This window comes from Sinomonas cellulolyticus, from assembly GCF_014656475.1.
Classification (GTDB): domain Bacteria; phylum Actinomycetota; class Actinomycetes; order Actinomycetales; family Micrococcaceae; genus Sinomonas; species Sinomonas cellulolyticus.
The window spans coordinates 92,452-113,932 of record NZ_BNCM01000013.1 but is presented as its reverse complement, the minus strand read 5'-3'; the positions used below and the strand labels follow the sequence as shown (position 1 = coordinate 113,932).

Annotated in this window: 16 protein-coding genes; 8 read left to right on the top strand and 8 right to left on the bottom strand. The window is 70.0% G+C overall.

Annotation, left to right across the window (positions count from 1 at the left end; all coding sequences use genetic code 11):
• Window positions 1-250 precede the first annotated feature (250 nt).
• From IE231_RS15130 to IE231_RS15120, 3 genes are read left to right on the top strand one after another with little or no spacing between them, the layout of a single operon-like run.
• Window positions 251-1,138 (top strand): TetR/AcrR family transcriptional regulator, encoded by an 888-nt coding sequence (locus tag IE231_RS15130; protein ID WP_189694815.1) that lies wholly within the window; start codon window positions 251-253, stop codon window positions 1,136-1,138.
• A gap of 14 nt (window positions 1,139-1,152) precedes the next feature.
• Entirely contained in the window at window positions 1,153-3,168 is a 2,016-nt protein-coding gene (locus IE231_RS15125) for a PTS mannitol transporter subunit IICBA (RefSeq protein ID WP_229867170.1), read from the top strand.
• An 11-nt stretch (window positions 3,169-3,179) separates the two neighbouring features.
• Window positions 3,180-4,361 (top strand): mannitol-1-phosphate 5-dehydrogenase, encoded by a 1,182-nt coding sequence (locus IE231_RS15120; RefSeq protein ID WP_189694827.1) that lies wholly within the window; start codon window positions 3,180-3,182, stop codon window positions 4,359-4,361.
• Window positions 4,362-4,502: 141 nt separating this feature from the next.
• Here the strand turns inward: IE231_RS15120 and IE231_RS15115 are convergent, their stop codons facing one another.
• From IE231_RS15115 to IE231_RS15090, 6 genes are all read right to left on the bottom strand, one after another.
• Window positions 4,503-5,624: a PQQ-dependent sugar dehydrogenase gene (locus tag IE231_RS15115; RefSeq protein WP_189694814.1), complete on the bottom strand. Its 1,122-nt coding sequence runs from the start codon at window positions 5,622-5,624 to the stop codon at window positions 4,503-4,505.
• Between the two features lie 131 nt (window positions 5,625-5,755).
• A complete protein-coding gene (locus IE231_RS15110; RefSeq protein WP_189694813.1) occupies window positions 5,756-6,580 on the bottom strand; it encodes a DUF427 domain-containing protein in 825 nt (274 codons plus the stop codon).
• A gap of 95 nt (window positions 6,581-6,675) precedes the next feature.
• Window positions 6,676-8,388 carry a phospholipase C gene (locus tag IE231_RS15105; protein WP_189694812.1) on the bottom strand — a complete coding sequence of 571 codons (1,713 nt, stop codon included), beginning with the start codon at window positions 8,386-8,388 and terminating at the stop codon, window positions 6,676-6,678.
• A gap of 156 nt (window positions 8,389-8,544) precedes the next feature.
• A complete protein-coding gene (locus IE231_RS15100; protein WP_189694811.1) occupies window positions 8,545-9,177 on the bottom strand; it encodes a TetR/AcrR family transcriptional regulator in 633 nt (210 codons plus the stop codon).
• Window positions 9,178-9,187: 10 nt separating this feature from the next.
• On the bottom strand, window positions 9,188-10,534 hold the full coding sequence (gene paaK, locus IE231_RS15095) for a phenylacetate--CoA ligase PaaK (protein ID WP_229867167.1): 1,347 nt from the start codon (window positions 10,532-10,534) through the stop codon (window positions 9,188-9,190).
• Window positions 10,535-10,638: 104 nt separating this feature from the next.
• Window positions 10,639-11,100 carry a hotdog fold thioesterase gene (locus tag IE231_RS15090; protein ID WP_189694810.1) on the bottom strand — a complete coding sequence of 154 codons (462 nt, stop codon included), beginning with the start codon at window positions 11,098-11,100 and terminating at the stop codon, window positions 10,639-10,641.
• Between the two features lie 157 nt (window positions 11,101-11,257).
• On the opposite strand from IE231_RS15090, the gene pta reads away from it, so the two are divergent.
• The 3 genes from pta (at window position 11,258) to IE231_RS15075 (ending at window position 16,165) form a co-directional block, all read left to right on the top strand.
• Window positions 11,258-13,369 (top strand): phosphate acetyltransferase, encoded by a 2,112-nt coding sequence (pta, locus tag IE231_RS15085; RefSeq protein ID WP_189694809.1) that lies wholly within the window; start codon window positions 11,258-11,260, stop codon window positions 13,367-13,369.
• Between the two features lie 8 nt (window positions 13,370-13,377).
• Entirely contained in the window at window positions 13,378-14,556 is a 1,179-nt protein-coding gene (locus IE231_RS15080) for an acetate kinase (protein WP_229867121.1), read from the top strand.
• A gap of 118 nt (window positions 14,557-14,674) precedes the next feature.
• Window positions 14,675-16,165 carry an amino acid permease gene (locus IE231_RS15075; RefSeq protein ID WP_229867109.1) on the top strand — a complete coding sequence of 497 codons (1,491 nt, stop codon included), beginning with the start codon at window positions 14,675-14,677 and terminating at the stop codon, window positions 16,163-16,165.
• A gap of 108 nt (window positions 16,166-16,273) precedes the next feature.
• Here the strand turns inward: IE231_RS15075 and IE231_RS15070 are convergent, their stop codons facing one another.
• The gene (locus tag IE231_RS15070; protein WP_189694807.1) at window positions 16,274-18,499 is read right to left on the bottom strand and encodes a S9 family peptidase; all 2,226 of its coding nucleotides are present in this window, start codon (window positions 18,497-18,499) and stop codon (window positions 16,274-16,276) included.
• A gap of 32 nt (window positions 18,500-18,531) precedes the next feature.
• The gene (locus IE231_RS15065) at window positions 18,532-19,617 is read right to left on the bottom strand and encodes an LCP family protein (RefSeq protein WP_189694806.1); all 1,086 of its coding nucleotides are present in this window, start codon (window positions 19,615-19,617) and stop codon (window positions 18,532-18,534) included.
• Between the two features lie 206 nt (window positions 19,618-19,823).
• Between IE231_RS15065 and IE231_RS15060 the strand changes: the two genes are divergently transcribed.
• Together IE231_RS15060 and IE231_RS15055 are read left to right on the top strand one after the other, a co-directional pair.
• On the top strand, window positions 19,824-20,213 hold the full coding sequence (locus IE231_RS15060; RefSeq protein ID WP_189694805.1) for a PqqD family protein: 390 nt from the start codon (window positions 19,824-19,826) through the stop codon (window positions 20,211-20,213).
• A complete protein-coding gene (locus IE231_RS15055) occupies window positions 20,210-21,427 on the top strand; it encodes a hypothetical protein (protein WP_189694804.1) in 1,218 nt (405 codons plus the stop codon). The genes IE231_RS15060 and IE231_RS15055 overlap by 4 nt, the downstream gene beginning before the upstream one ends.
• Window positions 21,428-21,481: the final 54 nt, after the last annotated feature.

Here is a 21,481-nt window from a genome sequence, read left to right as displayed (position 1 = left end):
AAGATCGCCGCGGGGCGTGCGTGCAGGCCGACTCGGGAGCCGATCGTCGCGGTGCGTTCTGCCATGGGGTGCTCCTTCTGGTGTTCCGGGCTGGTGGTCCGCCACTGTGCGGACAAGGCGATTCTCGAGACCCTAGCGGCTATAGCGCTGCTATAGCCACCCGGGTGGCGAACGTGACGCAAGCCACAGAAAAGGCTTGTATAGCGTTGCTATATGCATTAGCGTAGCGGTCGTGCACGAGGATGCGGCGATGCAGACGGAAGGCGCGGTAGCCCACGCGGCCCGGCAGCCCGGCGTCGTGCGTTCGCCGAAGGACCGCCTCATCGACGCCGCGATGGAGCTCGTTGCAGGGTCGGGCGGCCAACCCGTCTCGACCCGGCAGATCACGGAGCGGGCGGGCGTCACGGCGCCCACCCTCTACCACCACTTCGGGGACAAGGACGGGCTCATGGAGGCCGTCGTCGCCCGCGGGTTCGAGGAGTTCCTCCACAGCGAAGGCAGCATGGAGCGCACGGACGTTCCGATCGAGGACGTGAAGCGCCTCTGGGATGTCCACGTCCGGTTCGGCGTCACGCACGCCCAGCTGTACATGCTCATGTTCGGCGGCAGCGGGACCAGCAGGCGGTCCGCCGTCGTGGTCGATGCCGAGCGCCTCCTCGAGGGCGAGCTCAGCCGGCTCGCCGCCGCGGGCCAGCTCGCGGTGCGCCCGGTCGAGGCGGCACGGGCCGTCCTGGCCTCGAACATCGGAGTCACCTTCATGCTCATCGCGGACTCCGACGACGGCGGGGCGGCTTCCGGAGCCGGCGGCATGTCCCCGGACGAGCTCGTGGCCTCCGCCCTCTCCACCCAGACGCGGGACGCCGTGCTGCGCTCCGTGCTCACCGACCCCAGCATCGTCGATGCACCCCACGCCGGAGCACAGGCCGAGGCGGGCGGGCAGCCGAGCTACGTCGCCGCTGCCATCGCCCTCAACGCCACGCTCCAGTCCTCGCACCCGGACCAGCTGTCCGGCACCGAGATGAAGCTCTTCCTCGAATGGCTCCACCGGCTCTCGAGCGCACCAGCGCCCCAGAGCGGCTCGGCGCCATCGGGCGGAGGCTCGCCCCAACCCAGCAGCCCCGTGCTGCGTCCTGAGTGAAAGCAGGATCCACCATGTCGACCATCGCAGCGCCGTCGCGCATGCACACGGCCCGGGCCGGGGTGCAGAAGTTCGGCACGTTCCTCTCGGGCATGATCATGCCGAACATCGGCGCATTCATTGCCTGGGGCCTCATCACCGCCCTGTTCATCGAGAAGGGCTGGCTCCCCGTCGGCGCCCTCGGCGGCTTCGGGAACGGCCCCGACGGCAAGCCGTACGTGGGCCTCGTCGGGCCCATGATCACCTACCTCCTCCCGCTCCTCATCGCCTACACGGGCGGCAAGGCCGTCTACGACGTGCGCGGAGGCGTGGTCGGGGCCATCGGCACCATGGGCGTCATCATCGGCGCCGGCATACCGATGTTCATCGGTGCCATGATCATGGGCCCCCTCGGCGGCTGGACCATGAAGAAAATCGACGCCATCTGGGACGGGAAGATCAAGCCCGGCTTCGAGATGCTCGTCAACAACTTCTCGGCCGGCATCTGGGGCGCGATCCTGGCCCTGTTCGGGTTCTACGCGATCAGCCCCGTCGTCACCTGGTTCACCGAGATAGCCGGCAGCGTCGTCCAGTTCCTCGTCAACAACGGGCTCCTCCCGCTCACCTCGATCTTCATCGAGCCGGCCAAGGTCCTCTTTCTCAACAACGCCATCAACCACGGCGTGCTGACCCCGCTCGGCACTCAGCAGTCGCTCGAGCAGGGCAAGTCGATCCTCTTCCTCCTCGAGGCGAACCCGGGCCCGGGCCTCGGCATCCTGCTCGCGTACATGTTCTTCGGACGCGGTGCGGCAAAGGCGTCGGCCCCCGGCGCGGCGCTCATCCACTTCATTGGCGGCATCCACGAGATCTACTTCCCGTACGTGCTCATGAAGCCGATCCTCATCCTGGCCACCATGGCCGGCGGCATGACCGGCATTGCGACGCTCGCCGTCACCCACTCGGGTCTCGTCGCCCCGGCGGCCCCGGGCTCCATCATCGCGGTCCTCGCGCAGACCTCGAAGGACAGCTACATCGGCGTCATCCTGTCGGTGATCCTCGCCTGTACCGTGTCCTTCGTCATCGCCTCGATCATCCTGCGCGCCTCCAAGGACCGCGGCGAGGGAGACCTCGCCGCCGCCACTGCGCAGATGGAGGGCATGAAGGGCAAGAAGTCCATGGCCTCGAGCGTTCTCGGCGGCGCCGGCGCCGGGGGTGTGGCCGTGGCGACGGACATCAAGAACATCGTCTTCGCGTGCGACGCCGGCATGGGATCCTCCGCGATGGGCGCCTCGGTGCTCCGCAACAAGATCAAGGCGGCGGGCCACAAGGACGTCACCGTGGTCAACAAGGCGATCTCGAGCCTCACCGACACCTACGACATGGTGGTGGTCCACCAGGACCTTGCCCTGCGGGCCGAGGAGAAGACCCCGAGCGCGCAGATCGTCACGGTGGACAACTTCATGGGCAGCCCTAAGTACGACGAGATCGTGGCACTCCTGGACGAACAGGCCGCCACGGAGGACACACCCTTCGAGGGAGTCGCCGCGAAGGCCGAGCCCGCCTCGGAAGCCGAGGCGGCGGCGTCGCACGTCCCCGTCCCGCACGTGCATGAGGAGACCCGGGACGTGCTGCGGCGCGAGTCGGTCGTCCTCGGCGCCACCGCACCCAGCATGGCCGCGGCCATCGATGAGGCGGGCCGCCTGCTCAAGGGGGCCGGCGCGGTCGACGACGAGTACGTCGCCTCGATGCACGAGCGCGAGAGCTCGGTCTCGACCTACATGGGCAACTTCCTCGCCATCCCGCACGGCACGAACGAGGCCAAGGACCACATCCGCGCCTCCGCGGTGACCTTCATCCGGTATGACGAGCCCGTGGATTGGAAGGGCAAGCCGGTGAAGTTCGTGGTCGGGATCGCGGGCAAGGGCAAGGAGCACCTCGGCATCCTCGCCAAGATCGCGAAGGTCTTCGGCGACAAGGAGCAGGTGGCGCGCCTCGAGTCCGCCGCGACCGTCGACGAGGTGCTCGACATCCTCGGGAAGGTCAACGCGTGAGCGGGGGCCCTATGGAGTCCGGGCAGAGGACGGCCGTCCACTTCGGCGCCGGGAACATCGGGCGTGGATTCGTCGGGCTGCTCCTGCACGACGCCGGGTACCGGCTCGTGTTCGCCGACGTCGCCGCGCCGCTCATCGACGCCATCAACGCCACCCCCTCGTACACAGTGCACGAGGTGGGGGAGGGCGGCGTCGACCATCTCGTGGACGGATACGCAGGCGTCAACTCGGCCACGAACGAGACGGAGCTCGTCGACCGGATCGCGGAGGCGGACGTCGTGACGACGGCCGTCGGGCCGAGCATCCTCAAGTTCGTGGCGCCGGCCATCGCCCGCGGGATCGCTGCGCGGCCCGCCAGCGCCGGTCCGCTCGCCGTGATGGCCTGCGAGAACGCGATCAATGCCACGGACATCCTCGAGCAGGAGGTCCGGGCGGCGGCCAAGGGGGAGGGGCTCGACGACGCGGACGTGGACGCGCGCTCCGTGTTCGCCAACACCGCGGTGGACAGGATCGTGCCGGCGCAGGATCCGGGCGCGGGGCTGGACGTGCGCGTCGAGCCGTACTTCGAGTGGGCGATCGAGCAGGAGCCCTTCGGGGACGACGTACCGGACATCCCCGGCGTGACGTGGGTGGATTCGCTCGGGCCGTACATCGAGCGCAAGCTCTTCACGGTCAACACCGGCCACGCCTCCGCGGCCTACTTCGGTCGGCTCGCGGGGGCGCAGAAGATCTCCGACGCGCTCGCCATGCCGGAGGTCCGGGCCAAAGTCGAGGCCGTCCTGGCCGAGACCAAGGCCCTGCTCGTGGCCAAGTACGGCTTCGCGCCGGAGCAGCAGCAGGCGTACGTGGAGAAGATCCTCGGGCGCTTCGCAAACCCCGAGCTGCCGGACACGGTCGAGCGGGTTGGGCGGGCACCGCTGCGCAAGCTCTCGCGGCACGAGCGGTTCGTGGGGCCTGCTGCCGAGCTCGCCGAGCGTGGCCTCCCCGCGGACGCGCTCTTGGCGGCCATGGGGGCGGCCCTCGCCTTCGACGCGCCCGACGACGAGGAGGCCGCCCGCCTTCAGGCCCTCCTCGGCGGGGACTCGTCGCATGAGGACGTCGCCGAGGAGCTCACCGGTCTAGGCGCGGACCATCCGCTGCACGATGCGGTCGTGGGGGTAGTGAAGGGAGCCCGGGAGGCCCAGCCGGACTGACCCTCCGAGGTTGGGGGGTCACTTCCGGGCTGAGGGGTCACTTCCGGGTTGGGGGGTCACTTCCCCCTGGTTCATGTCCTGACATTGGCCAGTGGGAAGTGACCGGTCATGGGGGAAGTGACCCCTCAGCAGGGCGGGCGTTCAGATCGCCACGGCGAGGATGCGGGACTGCGTTCCCTCGTTAGTCGCGACCCACAGCTCGCGCTTCCCCGGCACCTGCGCCACGTCCCGGAGCCGCCCGAACTGGCCACGGAAGAACTCGGCGGCGCCGGGCAGGGTCCCACCGGACGGCACCGGTGTGCCCGGCGCGGGCAGCGGAATCCGCCACAGGCGCTCGCCGCGCAGGCAGGCAACGTATGCGACGTCGTCGACGACCGCGAGGGCGCTCGGCGACGCGTCCGCCGTCGAGGGCCACACGTGCACCGCCGGGACGCTGCCGTTGACGCTCCGTGCCCCCGTGACGTCGGGCCAGCCGTACTGCGACCCGGGCGTGAGGAGGTTGAGCTCGTCGTCCCGGTCGGGGCCGAGCTCGGAGGCCCATAGCCGTCCGCCGGAATCCCACGCGAGGCCCTGCACGTTGCGGTGGCCGTACGTGTACACGCGCGTGCCGAATGGGTTCCCGGGCGCGGGCGCGCCATCGGCTGAGATCCGAAGCACCTTCCCGGACAGGCTGCCACGGTCCTGCGCGGAGCTCTGGCGCGTTGCGTCCCCGGTACCGATATAGAGCAGCCCGTCGGGACCCACCTTGAGCCGGCCGCCGTTGTGGATCGCGGCGGCGGGGATGCCGTCGACGAGCACGTGCTCGCCGCCCAGGGTGCGCCCGTTCCAGTGCAGCGCGACGACCCGGTTTCCGGTGCCGGCGGTGTAGTACGCGAAGAGCGTGCCGTCCTCGGCAAACCCGGGGGACGGCGCGAGACCCAGGAGCCCGCCCTCGCTTGTATCGGTCCGCACGGAGATGCGGGCCACTTCGCGCGGAGTTCCGCCGGCGGCCGGGACCTCGAGGATCCGCCCGCTGTTGCGCTCCGACACGAGCGCGGACCCGCCCGGCAGGAACGCGATGGACCACGGGGTGTCGAGACCGTCGACGACCGTCGCCGTGACGCGCGGCACCGAGCCGGGGCCGCCGGAGCCGGCGCCTGCCGATGCGCTGGTCCCGGTGCGTGGAACCGGCATCGGGGTGCAGCCGGTCAGCGCGGCAGCGCCCGCAGTCGTAGCGGCCCCGAGCAGGGCCAGAAACGAGCGGCGCGGGATCGCTGGCATCATTTCACGTGCCTGACCCCGGAACGCGGGCAGAGAAAAACCTGCATCACGCCATTGAGATGCAGGTCACTTATCGACTATAGGACGGTGCCCGGGATAATCCAAGGCCGACCCCTCGGACCGCAGCCCCTCGGCTACGTCCACGCCGTGCGGGGGCGCTGCACCGGCTCGCCGTCAGCGAAGGTGTCCACGCGCTCGTCGAAGAACGCGATCCGTCCGTGGATCTGCGCCATCTCGGGAAAGCTAGGCTCGGGCGGACCGTAGCTCCAGGCGACCGGGCGGCCGTCATCGAGGCCCGGCGCCCTCCAGTAGACGGCCACGCCTTTGTAGGGGCAGATGGTCCGCAGCGGGTCCTTCGCGAGGCGGTCCCACCGGACGCCATCAGCCGGGAAATACGTCCGGGGCGGCAGCCGCCCCTCGAACAGCCGCACGGTCTGCGACGACTCGGCGAGCACCACGCCTGCGAGCTCGACCCGCATCTGAGCGCTGGTGGCCCGCATGTCGATCCGGCTGAACGGGTCGCGCGGGTGCCCGAGGACCGGCTCGTCCTCCTCGAGCCATGAGAAGGCATCGGTGTCGAACGCAATGTAGCCCGCCAAGTCGGGATCGGCGAGGCGGAACGCGGCGTCGCCCAGCCGGGTGCCGCCGTCGGCTCCGGAAACCACCACGGTGAGCCGCTCGCCGTCGGCCGTATGTGGTGAGAACGGCACCGGTGAGCTCGGTGGATCCGGCGGTGGCGAGGGAACGTCGCCGGCCCCGAGTGGCTCGAGGCGCGCGAGGACGTCGTCCTCCGGCACGGCGTACAGCGGCAGGAACCGGTTGGGCTCCCAGAGCACGACGGCGCGGCGCGAGTCGAGCACAGGAGTGTCGCCGAGGCGAGCCCGCAGCCGCTTAGGGGTTGGCTCGTAGCGCAGCTGTGGTGCCAGACGCCTGAGCTCCTGGGAGACGTGCACGGCCATGAGGCCAGCGTGGACCTCGGCCGACCGGATGGCAATGGCCCCCGGCGCGAGCGTCGCCGGGGGCCATCGAGGAGGTCAGCCCTGAAGGGGCAGGGTCAGCTGCAGGAGCCGCCCTGGCCCAGGTGCTGGCCGTTGTTGCCCGCGCAGTACGCGGCCTGGACGACCGAGCCGTTGGCGGGGTCGAGGATGAGGCCGTCGCGGCGCGGCTGGGCGTTGAAGTTGAACATGTTCTCCAGTGAGCCGGCGATGGCGTCGAACGAGCCGTCTCCGAGCCGGCCGAGGCCCCAGTTGTCCTCGACGAACCGCAGGATCGAGGACTGCTGCGTGACGCTGTGGTCCACGAAGTTCCGCTTGGCGAACGGGGAGACCACGAGGAGCGGCTGGCGCGGTCCGGGGCCGCAGCGGTCCGCGTAGCCATTGAGGATCGGCGTGCCGGCGGCCGCAGCATCACGGCACCACGCCGCGTCTTCAGAGGCGTCATTCGAGGCGTTGAGCACCTTGGTCGCCACGTGGTCGTACCAGCCGTCCGAGTCGTCGTAGGCGAGGACGATCGCCGTGGAGTCCCAGTTCTTGGACTTCTGGATGGCGTTGATCTCGTTGACCACGAACGTCTGCTCATCGATCGGGTCCGAGTAGGACGCGTGGCCGTCCTGGTAGTTCGGCGCCTTCAGGAAGGAGACGGCCGGCATGTTGTCCGTGTTCACGACCTTGTCGAACGAGGTGAGGTCGTACTGGTGGTTCGCCTGGCCGCTGTGCCCGATTTCGGCGTCGTTCGCGGGAGCGAGGTGGTGCGGGTTGGCCGTCGAGGCGTAGTACTGGAAAGGCTCGTGATGCGGGTTGTAGTCCGTCGAGGAGACCTTCGCGATGTTCTGGTGGCTCGCGGTGCACTGCGCGTAGTCGGTGCCCTGGATCTTCTTCGTGCCCTGAGGGGTGAAGCCGCCCTGGAACCAGCCCCACGAGACGTTCTTCTCATTCAGCAGGTCGCCGATGTTCTTGCCGCTCATGGCTGCGAGCGCATACGACTTGGAGCGCGAGCCGTCCGAGCAGTCGTCATAGGCCGGGTCCGGATCGTTGATGACCGTGCCGACGCCCGCCGCATCCGGCGACTTCACAGTGTAGGAGTCCGGCGTGGCGGTCTGCTGGCCGGTGAACGGGTCGATGCTGGTCACGCCGTGGGTCTGGCCGGCCACGAGGTTGAGCGCTCCGGGCGTGGACGGCCCGAAGGTGTCGGAGAAGCTGTTGTCGCTCATCGCGAAGTGCTGGGCGTAGTTCCACAGCCCGGTGACCGTGTTGCCGTCGTAGTAGTCCATGGTCAGGCCGGGCGCTGCATATCGCGGGTCCCCCGCCTTGCCGCACGCGTCGGTGCTCGTGTTCTGGACGAACTTGTCCATGAGGCCGCCGTTGTAGGCCTTCTGCTCGGCGGTGTACTCGTGGTTCTGGTCGCACGTGACGGCCTGGGCGGGCGTGAGGCGGGTCGGCTGGACCGAGTTCGGGTTGTTCGGCTTGAGGAGGTTCGCGTTCTGCAGGGTGTTGATGCCCTTCGGCGTGTTCGGCGCAGCGGTGAAGGACGACGCCGGCGCGCCGGTTCCCTGGACCGTCTCGCCGGGCGTGTTGGCCGCGTTCGGGTACGTGGCGAAGTAGTGGTCGAACGAGACGTTCTCGCCGAAGATGACCACGACGTGCTTGATCGGTGTGGCGGTGGACGACGACGCCTGCGCGGGCAGCGCGGCGACGACACCTCCCGCCGTGGCAGCGGCGAGGCCCAAGGCGCTCGTCGCAGCCGCGGCGCGGATGCTGAACTTCGACATCTGGTGTGTCTGCTTTCTCGAGGCGGATGGTGACCCCGAGGGTGCGAGTGTGTTTCCCCGCACCGAGACTATGTGCCGTGACGCGGCCAACGCCCCGAAAGTTCCGCGGTTGGCCGTGAATTCAGCAAGAGTTCACTCCCGATTCCCAGGAGCACGTCAGCTGCGTGTGTGCAGCCCGTCGAAGAGCACGGCCACGACGTCGTCGGCGAGCTTCTCGGACGTCAGCGCACCGCCGGGGCGGTACCACTCGACGATCGAGTTGATCGTGCCGAACAGGAGGCGGGCCACGGTGCGCGGGTCGATGTCCGTCCGGACGGTGCCCTCGGCCCGGGCCTCCGCGATGAGCTCGGCGACCTTCCGGTCGAAGCTGCGGCGGCGCTCCAGAGCCGCCCGTTCCGTCTCGGTGTTGCCGCGCAGGCGCAGCAGCAGGGTGACGAACGGCAGCCGCTCCGTGAGCACCTGCACGGTGGACCGGACCACGAACTCGAGCCGGTGCTCGGCCGTGCCGGACTGCGACTCCGGCGCGTCCCACACCGACTCGAGGCCGCCGAGGGCCTGCTCGAGCGCGAGCGCGAGCAGGTCCTCCTTCGACGGGACGTGGTGGTAGATCGCGGACTTCGAGATGCCGAGGTTCTCGGCCAGGATGCCCATGCTCGTCGCGTCGTACCCGTGCCGGTTGAAGACTTCGACCGCAATGTTGAGGACCGACTGCTGGTCGTATCCGGGCCGGCCGCGCCGGCCCGGGGAGGATCCGGCGCGCACGGTAGACGTTGCTGAGGCTGAGGGCATGGGTTCCAGCTTAGGCCTGGTTGCGCAGGTCGAAGATCCGGCGGAGCTTGCCGTTGGAGCGCTCGAGCGAGCCCGGCTCGACGACGTCGATCGTGCAGGACGAGCCGACGTTGACCTTGATCGCGTGCTTGAGGTTCGCTGCGGCGGCCTGGCGCTGCTCCGGCGTCGTGCCGTCGCGCGGCTCGATCCTGACCGTGAGGGCGTCCATGCGGCTGCCCTCGGGGCGGGTGAGCACGAGCTGGAAGTGGGGGCTCAGCTCGGGGATCCGCAGGGCGATCTCCTCGATCTGCGACGGGAACATGTTCACGCCGCGCAGGATGATCATGTCGTCGGTCCGGCCGGAGATGCGGCCCATGCGGCGGTGGCCGGGGCGCGCGGTGCCGGGGAGCAGGGACGAGAGGTCCTTGGTGCGGTACCGGATGATCGGCAGCGCCTTCTTGGTCAGCGAGGTGAACACGAGCTCGCCCGTCTCGCCGTCGGCCATGGTCTTGGTCAGGTCGAACGGGTCCACGATCTCCGGGCGGAAGTGGTCCTCCCAGATGGTGGAGCCGTCCTGCGTCTCGACGGCCTCCCCGGCCACGCCCGGGCCCATAACCTCGGAGAGGCCGTAGATGTCGCACGCCTTGATGCCGAACATCTCCTCAAGCTCGGCACGCATCTCGTTGGTCCACGGCTCGGCGCCGAGCACCGCGTACTTGAGGGAGGTCTTCCGCGGGTCGAGGCCCTTGTGCATCATCGCGTCGCCGATGGTGAGCAGGTACGTCGGGGTGCAGCAGATGGCGTCGGGGGCGAAGTCCTCGATGAGCTGGATCTGCTTCTCGGTCTGGCCGCCGGACATCGGGATGACGGTCGCGCCGAGCTTCTCGATGCCCGAGTGCGCGCCGAGGCCGCCGGTGAAGAGGCCGTAGCCGTACGCGTTGTGGACCTTCATGCCGGGGCGGACGCCTGACGCGCGGAAGCAGCGGGCCACGATCGTCGCCCAGTTGTCGAGGTCCTGACGGGTGTAGCCGACCACCGTGGGGCGGCCGGTGGTGCCGGAGGAGGCGTGGATGCGCGTGACCTCGTTCATCGGCACAGCGAACATCCCGAAGGGGTACTCCTCGCGGAGGTCCTCCTTGGTGGTGTAGGGGAACTTGGCGAGGTCGTCGAGCTCCTTGAGGTCCTCGGGGCGCACGCCGGCCTCGTCGAACTTCCGCGTGTAGTGCGGCACGCGCTCGTACGCGTACTTCACGGTCTCCTGGAGGCGGGTGAGCTGGAGGGCCTCGATCTGGTCCCGGCTCATCGTCTCCTCGGGATCGAGGACGGCGGGGCCGAAGTCCGAGGAGCTCGGGGTCTGGGGGGCGGCGGTCTGGGTCACGGCGTGCTCACTTCGTTGGGCTGGGCTGGGGCTGGGGCGGGTGATGGGAGCGGTACAGCCAGAGCACGACGGCGAGCGCGCGCCGTCGTGCTCTCGCTGCAGGGCTAGCGCTGGGGGATGGTCCGCGATCGGCCCCGGAATTCCGCGACGATGCGGCCCGGGGTCTCGGTGGTGTGTGCCTCTCCGGCGGGGGAGGCGAAGACCTGGACGTCATAGATGCCGCTGCGCCCGGCGTGGGCGCGGCGGGCGGCCACGGCCGTGATCGTCTCGCCCTCGTGGGCCGGGGAGAGGAAGTTGACGTCCACGCCGGAGGCCACCGTGATGGTGTTGTGGTCCTCGGCCGGAGTGTGGGGGTTGCAGGCGAGGGCGAACGCGGAGTCGGCGATGGCGAAGATCATTCCGCCGTGCGCGATTCCGAAGCCGTTGAGCATCTCGCGGCGCAGCGTCGCGGAGACGGTCGCGCTGCCGTCGCCGAGCGCGAGGACCCTCAGGCCCATCCACTGGGTCGCGTAGTCGTCCGTGAGGATCGGGTGGGCCAGCGTGTGGGCGGGAGCAACATCGCTCATGAAGACACCTCTCGCAATTCTTTACCGAATGTTCATTAGGTAATCCCATCGCGGGCCCGTGTGTCAAGGAGCACATGGCGCGCGTCCGGCCCGCGGACGCCCTCGCCGGCGTGTGAGACTGGGGAGGTCCGGCCGCTGGAACCCCTCAGGAGCGCCCATGTCACGAGGCATCTACGTCAGTGCCACCACCCCGGGATCCGGGAAGTCACTCGTTGCCCTCGGGGTGGCGGAGGCCCTGCACGCACGGACGGGGAAGATCGGGTTCTTCCGACCGATCGTGGCAGCCAGCTCGCCGGACGCGGACCCCATGGTGGCGCTCATGCGCTCGCGGTTCGCGCTCCCGCCGTCCGTATGCCGGGGCGGCCTGACGTCCCGTGAGGTCCGCCGGCTCCTCGCCGAGGGCAAGCGCGAGGAAATCGACTCCCGCTGCGTCGAGGTGTACGCGGAGATCGCGGCGCTCGTGGACATCGTGATCGTCGAGGGCACCGACCTCACCGGGCAGGACTCGGCCGTCGAATTCTCGCTGAATGCGCGTCTGGCCAACGACCTCGGGTGTCCTGTCATCGCCGTGGTCAGCGGGCGGGACCGCACGCCGTCGGAGATCGCGGACGCCGTGGATGTGGCCCGGAAGGAGCTGGCGGCCGCGCGCTGCAGCCTCCTCGCAGTGATGGTCAACCGCGCGGACCCGGAGCAGCTCGGCGAGATCAGCGCCGTCATGCGCCCCGGCGCCCACCACCTGCCCGTATACACCGTGCCCGAACTGGCCGAGATCTCCCGGCCCACCACGGGGGAGATCGGCGGGGCGCTGCGCCTGCGCCAGCTCGCGGGCACCGCGGACATGGAACGCGAGGTGCGCGGGGTGAAGGTCGCCGCGATGAGCGTGGCCAACTTCATCGGCGCGCTCGAGGACGGCGACCTCGTGATCGTCCCCGGCGACCGCGCCGACGTCATGGTCGGTGCCCTCGCCTCGACCTTCTCGCCCGAGTTCCCCGTGCCCGCCGCCATGGTCCTCACGGGCGGCCTCGCCCCCGACGCCCACGTCCTGCCGCTCCTGGCCCAGGCCCCCTTCCCCGTCTTCGCGTACGACGACGACACGTACCAGGCAGCCCGGGGCGTCGCCGAGGTCCGCAGCGAGATCTGGACCGGGCACCGGCGCAAGGTGGCCTCCGCCCTCGGTGCGTGGGCCAAGCACGTGGACGACGGCGAGCTCGTGGCCCGGCTCGACCTCCCGCGCCCCGAGACCATGACGCCGCTGCGGTTCCTGCACGAGCTCATCGGCAGGGCCCGCGCCCAGCGCAAGCGGATCGTCCTGCCCGAGGGGACGGACGTGCGCATCCTGCGCGCCGCGGACATCCTCCACCGCCGGGACGTCTGCGACCTCACCCTCCTGGGCGCCGAGAGCACCGTCCGGGAGCTTGCCGCCGCCAACGGCATCGAGCTGGCCGGGATCGAGATCGTGGACCCCGCGACCTCCGAGCTGAGGGAGCGCTTCGCCGAGGAGTACGCACGGCTGCGGGCCCACCGCGGCGTGGACCTCGCCAAGGCGCTCGAGACGATGCTGGACGTGAGCTACTTCGGCACGATGATGGTCCAGCTCGGGATCGTGGACGGCATGGTGTCCGGCGCGGCCCACACCACGGCGCACACCATCCGCCCCGCCCTTGAGTTCGTCAAGACGCGGCCCGGCGTCACGATCGTCTCCTCGGTGTTCCTCATGCTCATGGCGGATCGCGTCCTCGTGTACGGCGACTGCGCGGTGAATCCGGACCCCACCGACGAGCAGCTCGCGGACATCGCGCTTGCCTCCTCCGAGACGGCCGCGCAGTTCGGCGTGGAGCCGCGGGTCGCGATGCTCTCGTACTCCACCGGCGGCTCGGGCTTCGGCGAGTCCGTGGACAAGGTGCGGCGCGCCACCGAGCTCGTGCGCACCCTCCGTCCGGAGCTCGCCGTCGAGGGCCCCATCCAGTACGACGCCGCTGTGGACGCCTCGATCGCAGCGACCAAGCTCCCCGGCTCGGACGTGGCGGGGCAGGCGACCGTGTTCATCTTCCCGGACCTCAATACCGGCAACAACACCTACAAGGCGGTCCAGCAGTCTGCCGGGGCCGTCGCCGTCGGGCCCGTCCTGCAGGGCCTGAACAAGCCCGTCAACGACCTCTCCCGCGGATGCACGGTCGAGGACATCGTCAACACCGTCGCCATCACCGCGATCCAAGCGCAGCAGAATGCGCAGCAGAACCCAGTTCAGCAGAACCCGGCGCAGTCCTAGGAGGCCCAGTGCTCGTCCTCGTCATCAACTCCGGATCCTCCTCGCTGAAGTACCAGCTCCGCGAAGTGGCGGACGACGCCGCGCCGTCGCCGTCCGAGGCCCCACCCGCGGACGCCGTCCTCGCCGAGGGGCTCGTGGAGCGCATCGGATTCGAGGGCGGCCCCGCCGACCACGCGGCGGCCCTCACCGAGGTCGACGAGGCCCTCGCCGACGTGCTCGGCGGGCGGCAAGTCGACGCCGTCGGCCACCGCGTGGTCCATGGCGGCGAGCGGTTCGCGGAGCCCGTGCTGGCCAACAACGAGATCATCCGCGCGATCGAGCGGCTCAACCCGCTCGCGCCGCTGCACAACCCGGCCAACGTCCTCGGGCTGCGGGCCATCGCCGAGAAGTGGCCGGACATCCCGCAGGTCGCCGTGTTCGACACGGCCTACCACCGCACCATCCCGGAGCACGCATGGCGGTACGCCGTGCCCGACTGGTTCTACACGCATCACGGGATCCGCCGCTACGGCTTCCACGGCACCTCGCATGAGTACGTCGCACGGCGCACCGCGGCGTTCCTGGACCTCGCCCCGGAGGAGTTCGACGGCGTGGTGCTCCACCTCGGCAACGGCGTCTCCGCTACCGCGGTGCAGGGCGGCAAGAGCGTGGACACCTCGATGGGGTTCACACCGCTCGAGGGCCTCGTCATGGGGACCCGGTCCGGCGACCTGGACCCGTCCATCCTCGTCTTCCTGGCCCGGCAGGGGCACTCGGCGGACGAGATCGACGCCATCCTCAACCGGGAGTCCGGGCTCAAGGCACTGGCCGGGTCCAACGACATGCGCACCGTGGTCGAGGCGGCCGAGGGCGGGGACCGGCGTGCGGAGGTAGCACTCGATGTCGCCTCCTATCGCCTCGCGAAGTACATCGGGGCCTATCACGTGGTGGTCGGCGGGGCGAAGGCGATCGTGTTCACGGCAGGGATCGGGGAGAACTCGGCACCCTTCCGGGCGCGGGTGGCGGCGCGGCTCGGCGCGCTCGGCGTCGTGCTCGACGACGACCTCAACGCCGTCAGATCCAAGGAACCGCGGGTCATCTCGGCCCCCGAATCGGTGGTCCCGCTCCTTGTGGTCCCCACCGACGAGGAGAGGGCCATCGCCGAGGCGACGGCCGCCGTCGTGCGCTCCCACCAGCGCAGCCGCTGAGACGGGCGTCACGCGAGACCTCCGCCACACGGGAGATCTGAAGCACATCGAGTGTGCTTACACTGATCGGCGGCCCGCGGCCCTCAGGCGCGGCCGTGTCTCCCCCCGAAGGACCCCCGTGAAGCAACACCACCACGCCTCCAGCCACGCCGTCGTCTCTGCCGAGGGCTACGAGAAGGCACTGAGCCGACGCCACGTGCAGATGATCGCCATGGGTGGAGCGATCGGCGTCGGCCTGTTCATGGGCGCCGGAGGCCGCCTCGCCTCGACTGGACCTGCACTGATCGTCTCCTACGCGGTCGCGGGGGCCATCGCGTACCTGCTCATGCGGGCGCTCGGCGAGCTCATCATGTACCGGCAGACCTCCGGCTCGTTCGTGAGCTACGCGGGAGAGATGTTCGGCCCCAAGGGGGCGTACCTCTCGGGGTGGATGTACTTCGTCAACTGGGCGATGACCGGCATCGCCGAGCTCCTCGCCATCGGCCTGTACTTCCAGCACTTCTTCCCCAACGTGCCCGTGGAGGTGTCGGCGCTGTGCGCCCTCGCGCTGCTCGTGGCCGTGAACCTGCTCAGCGTCAAGGCATTCGGCGAGTTCGAGTTCTGGGCCTCGGTCCTCAAGGTGGCAGCGATCGGACTGTTCCTCGTGGCCGGCACGGTCATGGTGGTGATGAACACCCAGGTCGGCGCCACCCACGCCTCCCCGGCCAACCTCATGGCCGGCGACGGCGGCATGTTCCCGCACGGGTTCTTCGTGATGATCCTCGTGCTCAATGCCGTGATCTTCGCGTACAACGCCATCGAGCTCGTCGGCATCACCGCCGGCGAGATGGAGGACCCGCACCGCGAGGTCCCGCGCGCGATCCGCGCCGTGGTGCTGCGCATCGTCGTCTTCTACGTCGGCTCCGTGCTCCTGCTCGCGATGATCCTGCCCTCGGACCAGTACAAGGCGGGCGTAAGCCCCTTCGTCACGGTGTTCGACCAGCTCGGCGCGGGGTGGATCGGCGACGTCATGAACCTCGTCGTGATCACCGCGGCCCTCAGCTCGTCCAACACGGGCCTGTACTCGATCGGCCGCATCTTCCGCACGATGGCCTCGAACGGCCACGCGCCCCACTGGCTCACCCGCATGTCCAAGCGCCACGTGCCCTTCGCGGCGATCCTCGCGATCGCGGCCGTGTACCTCGTGGGGATCCTCGTCAACATCTGGGCCGGCGGCACGCACGCGTTCGACCTCGCCCTCAACACCGCCTCGATCGGCGTGATCTTCACGTGGGGCTCGATCTTCGCGTGCCAGCTCATGCTGCGGAAGAAGAAGGGCCCGGCTGCCTCGACGCTGCCGATGCCCGGCTCGCCGTGGACCAGCTGGATCGGCCTCGTGGCGCTCGCCGCGATCACGGTGCTCATCTCCTTCGACACCATGGCGGACTCGGCGACGGGCGAGGTCTACCCGATCGGCCTGTATACCATCCTGTGCGTGCCCGTCCTGGCGGTGCTCCTGTGGCTCGGGTGGCTCCTCGTGAAGCGCCGCGAGGCTGCCCGCGCCCTCGTCGCCGACGACGGGGCACCGGCGGAGCCCGCGGACGACGACCGAGTCGACGCCCGGGCCTAGCTGCCTTGGGTCGAGGTCGGGGCTGGAAAGTGCCCATTCCATCAGGAAGCCGCTGTGACCGCGACTTCCCGATGGGCTGGGCACTTCCAGCGCTGCTCGGTTTCCGCGCTAGGGGAGGAGGTCCGTCGCGCCGAGGGCGTCAGCGATGAACGCGTAGTCCCAGGCCCGGTCCTTCCACGCCTCGTAACGTCCTGACGCGCCGCCGTGGCCGGCGTCCATCTCGGTCTTAAGCACGATCGGGCGGCCCGAGGTGGTGGCCTCCCGTAGCGCCTGGACCCACTTGGCCGGCTCGACGTAGAGCACCCGGGTGTCGTTGAAGCTCGTGACGGCGGCAACCGTGGGGTAGGGCGCCGGGCGCACGTTCTCGTACGGCGTGTACGACTTCATGTACCGGTAGACCTCGGCGTCCTCGATGGGGTTGCCCCACTCCTCCCACTCGAGCGCGGAGAGCGGCAGTTCGGGGTCGAGGATCGTGGTGAGCGCGTCGACGAACGGCACCTGCGCGACGGCGGCCGCGTACTTCTCGGGCGCGAGGTTAAGCACGGCCCCGATGAGCAGGCCACCCGCGGAGCCGCCCATGCACGCAATGCGCTTCGGGTCCGCCCAGCCGGACGAGGCGACCCAGTCGGTGGCTGCGACGAAGTCCGTGAAGGTGTTCTTCTTCGCAAGCTTCTTGCCGTCCTCATACCAGTGCCGGCCGAGCTCCCCGCCCCCGCGGATGTGCGCGATGACGAACACGAATCCCCGGTCCAGCAGGCTCAGCCGCGGGATCGCGAACCCCGGGTCCATGCTCACCTCGTAGGAGCCGTACCCGTACACGAGCGCCGGGTTCGTCCCGTCCCGCTGCACCGATGCGCGCCGCAGCACCGAGAGCGGGACCTTCGTGCCGTCGTCGGCCGCCGCCCAGGCGCGCTCGGCCACGTAGTCCGCCGACCGGTACCCGCCGCGCACCGGGGTTTCCTTGCGCAGGAGCAGTTCGCCGGTGGCGAGGACGTAGTCGTAGACGCGCGGCGGCGTGAAGTACGAGGTGAAGGACAGCCGGGCCACCGGTGCCGCGTACTCGGTGGTGCCGCCGCCGGCCGTGTAGAGCTCCTCGCCGAAGGCCGGCTCCACGAACGACGGCGCGCGGCCGGCCTCCGCTGCCGTGATGGCATCGGCGAGCGGCGCGAACTGCACCGTGGAGATGGTCTCCCGGCGCAGCGAAACGATGAGGTGCGTGGCCGAGAGGTCCGCGCCCTCGATCTTCACGTCGTCGCTGTGCTGGACGAGCGTGGTCCAGTCCTGGTCGGCCACGGGCTTCGCGAGCTCGCTCCGGTCCACGAGGGAGAGCATGTTGTTCGGGGCCGAACCCTCCCGGCCTCCCGGCCGCCCATTGTGCGTGAGGAGCACCCGGGTACGCCCCTCGTGCTCGAAGGGTTCGGCGGTATGGAGGATCCGCTCCTGACGCCCGAGCACGAGTTCGAGCTGCGCCCCGGGATCCTCGAGATCCAGCATGCGGGTCTCGGAATACTCGGAGTTGCCCACGGAGACCAGCAGCCACCGCCGGTCCGAGGAGAGGTCGATTCCTGTCCACTGGGCCACGTCGTCCTCCTGGTACAGGACGGTGTCCTGCTCCACCGGCGTACCGAGGACGTGGACGCGCACCTGGTACGGCCGCCACGAGTCGTCCGCCACCATGTAGAACAGCCGGGAGCCGTCTGGCGCGAACTCGAGCCCGTAGAACACCCGCTCGATGGCCTCGGGCAGGTGCTCGCCCGTCCGGAGGTCCTTGATGCGCAGCGTGAAGGTCTCGTCTCCGGCGTGGTCCACCGAGTAGGCGTAGAGGCTCCCATCCCTCGTCACCGCGGCGCCGCCGAGCGCGAAGAAAGGGTGCCCCTCCGCCTCCGCGTTGCCGTCGAGCAGCACCTCCTCGCCCGGAACCGGGGCGTCGGGCACGACGGCGGGGGGCGTCCAGGCGCTCAGTCCGTCACCGGCGTCGGGCGCCCCGGCCGTCCCATCGGAGGCCTGCACACGGCAGTAGATCGGGTACTGCTTTCCCTCGGCGGTCCGTGAGTAGTACCACCAGCCGTCCTTGCGCGCCGGGACGGAGAGGTCCGTCTCCTGGGTCCGTCGCTTGATCTCCTCGAAGATGGCCCGGCGGAGCGGCTCCTGGCCTGCGGTGACCGCTTCGGTGTAGGCGTTCTCCGCGGTGAGGTGGGCGATGACCTCGGGATCCTTCTTGTCCCGCAGCCACTCGTACGGGTCCACGAACGTATCGTCGTGATGGGTGCGCGGCGCGGGGACCTTCTTCGCGATGGGAGCGGCGGGCACAACGACCGGGGAAGGCTGGCTCATGGGCCCACCTTAGCGGGCCGCTGCGACAGTTCTCAGTTGCCGTTCTGGAGGTTCCGCTGCGCCACGTACTGCGGGACGGTACCCTTCGCCATGGCCTCGGCGAGGGCGTCCGTGGCGCCCTGGTCGAGGTTGACGATCGACTGGCCGTCGGCGGAGCGCCCGATCCCGGCCGTGGGCAGCGTGAAGCTCACGACGCCCGAGGGCCGGATGTCCTTCATGTCGAGGGCGAGCCCGGCGACCGCCTTGGAATCGAAGCCGGAGTCCACGGTGAGGTAGGGGGAGAACTGGCTCACCATCTGGCTCACCGTGACCGGGTTGGCGAGCGTCTCCGGCTTGATGATCTGCGTCATGAGAGCCTTGAGGAAGGCCTGCTGGTTGCGTACGCGCTGGTAGTCACCGTCCGCGAAGGCATACCGCTCGTGGACGAACGCGAAGGCCGTCTTCCCGTCCATGTGCATCGGTCCCGCCGGGAACTGCAGCCCGGGATTCTCCGCCATGGTCGAGGCGAACGGGCGCGTGACGTTGACGGTGACACCGCCGACCGCGTCGGTGAGGCCCTTGAAGCCGTCGAAGTCGATGAAGGCGACGTGGTCGATCCGCTGGTGGAGGAGCGACTCGACCGTCTGGACCATGAGCGGCACCCCGCCGTAGGCGAGCGCCGCGTTGATCTTGGCCGAGCCGTGCCCCGGGATCGGCACCCACAGGTCGCGCATGATCGAGACGACGTAGGCCTCCTTCCGGTCGGCCGGGACGTGGACGAGCATCATGGTGTCCGAGCGCTGGTCCGAAGCGGCGCCGGACTCGGCCTGGCCCACCGTGGCTCCGCGGCTGTCCGATCCCACGAGGAGGATGTTGACCGAGGTCTTCCCGTTCGCCGCAGGGGTGGCCGAGGGCCGCGTGGACTCCTGCGGGAACGCGCTGGCGATCTTCTCGGTCTTCGAGTCGAACGTGCCGGCCACGTTCGCCAGGTACACGACCGCGACCACCGCCGCGAGCACCACGACGCCGAGGACCGAGAGCAGGACGATGAGGCCGGTGCGGCGCCGCCGCTTCGGGGGGCGCGGGCGCCGGTCGAACAGGTCGTCGACGTTGTCCGGGCGCTGTCCGGGGTGGCTCACGTCAGGGTCCTCACTCTGCGGGATCGCTTTGTGGATAGTATCAATGTGGATTGCTCCTGCCCCTGCCCGAACGCGTGCACGGCCGGCGGGGCACTGTAGGAAACGCCGTAACACGCTGTAGGAAACGCCGTAACAGACGGCGCCGCGAGGACCCGCGGTCTGCGTTCTGCCGGTGAGGGCACCGATCGAGGGGACACGGGGGACACATGGCACGGATCTGGCGGCGGGGGCGCCGAGTCGCGGAGGTCGTCGCCGACGACGGTTCCCGGGCTGCCATCCTCCACCTCGACGCCGACCGCCCGCTCGTCCTGACCGATTCCGCCGCACGCATCTGGTGCCTCGTGGACGGCGTCCGCACGCAGGACGTGATCCGGGCAGAGCTTGCGGCGGAGTACGGAGCGGACCCTGGAACACCGCTCAGCGACGAGATCGGCCGCGAGGTGGACCGGTTCCTCGCGGACCTCGCCTCCCGGGGACTCATCGAGGAGGCTCCCGAGCGCATGGCCGCAACGGCCGCCCCGGCCCCTGGCGAGGTTCTCCGCCGAAAGGTGCCCCGGCGCGACGCACCCGGTGCCGTCGCGGGGTCCGACGCATGACGGCGCCGCTGCACCTGTCGCTCTTCGGGGTGCCCGCCGCGGTCCGCTGGGTCAACGGCGTGGGTGCAGCCGAGGCGGCGGCCCTCGCCGAGGCGTGGTCCCGATGCCTCGCGGACGGCCGGAACGACGATGACGGACTTGCCGGCCAAGGGCGCGCCGCCCAGGAGGACCGGCCGCCCTGTTCGGTGGGTGACGAGCCCGACGGATCCGAGCCCTCGCGCGTCCGGGCGGTGCTCGCCGTCGGCCGTGCCGCGCCCTTCCCCGTGGAGGCCGAGACGCCGGGGGAGTTCGCCTCCGACTTGACCTCGTTCCTGACCGTCGCGGCCATCGAGGAGCGCGCCGGCGAGCTCATGATGCTCCATGCCGCGGGCCTCGCCGATCCCGCGACGGGCCGCACCGCGGCGCTCGTGGCCCGCTCCGGGATGGGCAAGACCACCGCCACGCGGACGCTCGCGACGCGCTTCGGGTACGTGAGCGACGAGACGGTGGCCATCGAGCGGTCCGGCCGCATCCTGCCGTACCCCAAGCCACTGTCCGTCATCGATGCCCCGCCGCCCGCGCCGAAGGTCCAGCGCGGACCGGACGAACTCGGCCTCGCCCCTGCACCTGCCGAGGTGACTCTCGGCGCGGTCGTGCTCCTCGAACGGCAGCCTGGGCTCGGCGCCGCGGCGATCGAGCCGGTGCCGCATGCGGAGGCGCTCGTGGACCTGGTCCCGCAGACCTCGGCACTCGCCCGGATCGAGCGGCCGCTCGCCTGGCTGTGCCGCATCCTGGATGGCTGCGGCGGCGCCGTCCGCGTCCGCTACACCGAGGCCCACCAGCTCGAGGACGTGCTGCCCGCGCTCCTCGCCCGCGCGCCCCTCGCCCCCACGTGGCGCAGCGTGCACGACGGCGGTCCCGTCCCCTCGGGCGCGCCCCTCGCCCCTGGACATGTCCGGCGGCAGGAGCCCCTGGACGCGGTCGAGATTCCCGGCGCCGAGCAGGACGTGCCGGAGGTCCTCGTGCTCTGCGGATCGACCCTCGTCCGGCTCGGCGGCATTGCGCCAGCCGTGTGGGCCGCACTCGAAGGCACTCCGGGTACCGCAGGGATCAGCCGCACCGAGCTCGCCGGACGCCTCGAGCGGACTGTCGGGCTCCCGGACGGCTATGGTCCCCTTCTGGACGCCGCGCTGTCCGAGCTCGCATCGAGGGGTCTGGTCGATCTCGGCGGATGACGCGCGGTCGTGGACGGCCGGGGGACTGTTTCGTCTCCATTCTGTGACCTCCGG

What these genes read in the sequence shown, in the direction of transcription:
- IE231_RS15120 (WP_189694827.1), top strand. Translation starts at nt 3,180, where the DNA reads ATGGAGTCCGGGCAGAGGACGGCCGTCCACTTCGGCGCCGGGAACATC.
- IE231_RS15105 (WP_189694812.1), bottom strand. Translation starts at nt 8,388, where the DNA reads ATGTCGAAGTTCAGCATCCGCGCCGCGGCTGCGACGAGCGCCTTGGGC.
- IE231_RS15130 (WP_189694815.1), top strand. Translation starts at nt 251, where the DNA reads ATGCAGACGGAAGGCGCGGTAGCCCACGCGGCCCGGCAGCCCGGCGTC.
- IE231_RS15070 (WP_189694807.1), bottom strand. Translation starts at nt 18,499, where the DNA reads ATGAGCCAGCCTTCCCCGGTCGTTGTGCCCGCCGCTCCCATCGCGAAG.
- IE231_RS15100 (WP_189694811.1), bottom strand. Translation starts at nt 9,177, where the DNA reads ATGCCCTCAGCCTCAGCAACGTCTACCGTGCGCGCCGGATCCTCCCCG.
- IE231_RS15055 (WP_189694804.1), top strand. Translation starts at nt 20,210, where the DNA reads ATGACGGCGCCGCTGCACCTGTCGCTCTTCGGGGTGCCCGCCGCGGTC.
- IE231_RS15115 (WP_189694814.1), bottom strand. Translation starts at nt 5,624, where the DNA reads ATGATGCCAGCGATCCCGCGCCGCTCGTTTCTGGCCCTGCTCGGGGCC.
- IE231_RS15090 (WP_189694810.1), bottom strand. Translation starts at nt 11,100, where the DNA reads ATGAGCGATGTTGCTCCCGCCCACACGCTGGCCCACCCGATCCTCACG.
- IE231_RS15125 (WP_229867170.1), top strand. Translation starts at nt 1,153, where the DNA reads ATGTCGACCATCGCAGCGCCGTCGCGCATGCACACGGCCCGGGCCGGG.
- IE231_RS15060 (WP_189694805.1), top strand. Translation starts at nt 19,824, where the DNA reads ATGGCACGGATCTGGCGGCGGGGGCGCCGAGTCGCGGAGGTCGTCGCC.
- pta (WP_189694809.1), top strand. Translation starts at nt 11,258, where the DNA reads ATGTCACGAGGCATCTACGTCAGTGCCACCACCCCGGGATCCGGGAAG.
- IE231_RS15110 (WP_189694813.1), bottom strand. Translation starts at nt 6,580, where the DNA reads ATGGCCGTGCACGTCTCCCAGGAGCTCAGGCGTCTGGCACCACAGCTG.